The organism is Streptomyces otsuchiensis (assembly GCF_004305975.1).
Classification (GTDB): Bacteria; Actinomycetota; Actinomycetes; order Streptomycetales; family Streptomycetaceae; genus Streptomyces; species Streptomyces otsuchiensis.
In genome coordinates this window covers 1-1525 of the sequence record NZ_BHZI01000513.1, presented here as the reverse complement: position 1 = coordinate 1525, position 1525 = coordinate 1, and the positions used below count along the sequence as shown (strand labels likewise).

Below are 1525 nucleotides of genomic sequence, written 5' to 3'. Positions count from 1 at the left end.
TTCTCCGCCCTCCCCGCCCGCGACGATGACCGGACAGTTGACGCTCACCATTGCCGGGCCGGGAGGCGCCCCCTGTCATTGGTGCATGACGCCTCCCGCGTACCAGACGACGCAGATGACGCACACGACGCAGACGACGCCGACCGTCACCAGGAGACCGGCGAAGCCCGCCAGGAAGACCGCCCTTCGCGCCGCGTTCACCGCGATGGCGGCCGCCGCGCTGGCCCTCACCATGGCCGGGACGGCGACCGCCGCGCCCTACGCCGTGGCGGTCCGCGGCGTGTCGGTGGACGGCCAGCGGTACCTGCTGCGCGCGGCGGGCTCCGGACTGGAGCTGTCGGCCACCGGCGGCACTGTGAACATCGTGGGCAGCGGCTACAAGCCGGGCCAGGGCATCGACATCGCGATGTGCGTGATCCCGGACGGAGTCACCGTCGGCGACACCTCCACGTACACACAGAAGCCCGCGCCGTGCCTGGATGGCCCGGGGGCGACGTTCAACACCTCCAGGGGTGACTTCGACGCCGCGCTCTCCCTGAAGCCCGAGATCGCGCCCGGCGTGGTGTGCGGCGAGACCGTGCGCTGCGCGGTCGTGACCAAGGCCGACGACACGGCGCCGTCGCAGCGCCTGTTCGACCAGTACCTCAAGGTCAACTTCAGCTAGACGCCGGTCCGGTCGGACCGGCGTTCCGGCGGTTCCGGTGGTTCCGGTGGAGCGCCGTCAGCGACAACACCGGCACCGGCAGCGCCCCCGTCCCGACACCCCGCCCTGCCACACTCCTACGCTCCGCACCGCTGAGAGGCAGGCCCACGGCATGCAGACGGGTGAGCTGATCGGCTCCGGCCGCAGCGCGGACGTCTTCGCCCTCGACGACGACTGGGTCCTGCGCCGTTACCGCGCGGACCGCGACGCCGCCCGCGAGGCGGCCGTGATGACCTACCTGGCGCGGCACGGCTACCCCGTGCCCCACGTCCGCGAACTCCCCACAGGGGCGGGCCGGGACCGGCTGCCGCGCACCGACCTGGTGCTGCAACGCCTGCACGGGCCGTCCATGCGCCAGGCGCTGCGGCAGGACGAGGTCACCCCCGCCGAGGTCGGGACCACCCTCGCCGACCTGCTGAGCCGCCTCCACCACGTCCCCCCGAGGGCCCCCGGGAGCCCGGGCGACCGCGTCCTCCACCTCGATCTGCATCCCGACAACGTCATGCTCACCGGGAACGGCCCCGTGGTCATCGACTGGCACAACACCCTGGAAGGGCCACCCGGCGTCGACTGGGGCATGTCCGCCCTGATCCTGGCCGAGGTCGCGCTGCGCCCCGGCGACTGGACGGACAAGGCCAGGGGAGCGCTCGCCGCCCTGCTGCACCGGCTGCCGCGGCTCGCCCCCGACGTCGTGCTGGACGCCACCGACACCGGCTGCCTCGCCCAGGCCAGGAACTGGCGCGCCCTGGACCCGGCCACCGGCGAGGACGGCACCCCGGTCCTCGACGACGCCGTGGACCTCGTCCTCGCCCTCCTCCCGCC

The 1525-nt window shown here is 73.6% G+C and carries 2 protein-coding genes; both read left to right on the top strand.

Features of this window, described 5'->3' with window-relative positions; genetic code table 11:
- Positions 1–85 precede the first annotated feature (85 nt).
- Positions 86–664, top strand: a complete 579-nt coding sequence (locus E0D90_RS25555; protein ID WP_227870509.1) for a hypothetical protein — start codon at positions 86–88, stop codon at positions 662–664.
- Between the two features lie 151 nt (positions 665–815).
- Positions 816–1525 (top strand): phosphotransferase (locus tag E0D90_RS25550; RefSeq protein ID WP_130800281.1); only part of this gene is annotated, 710 nt, incomplete at its 3' end.